The organism is Bradyrhizobium sp. Leo78, assembly GCF_059512425.1.
Genome location: NZ_JCAMOT010000304.1, coordinates 1 through 360 on the forward strand (window position 1 = coordinate 1; position 360 = coordinate 360).

A 360-nucleotide genomic window follows, 5' to 3' on the forward strand; every position below is an offset into this window, starting at 1 on the left:
TGCACGTGCTGCTGTGGGGAAACAAACGCGGTGTCTGACTCTGCCTGAGCCTACCGCCCCGGAAAAGCAAAGACATCGACAGGCTCTCCGAGCCCGCGCAGCGGGAAGGTGCCGAGACTGTCCATGTCTTTCGCGCAGCCTGCCATTTCGACGAAGGCCCGCGACAAGAGCACCGGACGCTTAACCTCCTTGGTCAGGCTTTCCAGCCGTGACGCGACATTGACCGCCGGGCCGATGACGGTGAAATCCAGACGTCGGCGCGAGCCGATATTGCCGTACATGACGTCCCCGACATGCACACCGACGCCGTAGCGCAGCGGTTCGCGTCCCGTGCGCAGGTGCTCCTCGTTAAGCTCGGCC

Annotated in this window: 1 protein-coding gene; it reads right to left on the bottom strand. The window is 63.6% G+C overall.

Annotation, left to right across the window (positions count from 1 at the left end):
• Positions 1 to 50: 50 nt before the first annotated feature.
• The coding region (locus AC5ZG1_RS44805; protein WP_496136629.1) for an adenylate/guanylate cyclase domain-containing protein at positions 51 to 360 on the bottom strand (310 nt) is incomplete at its 5' end.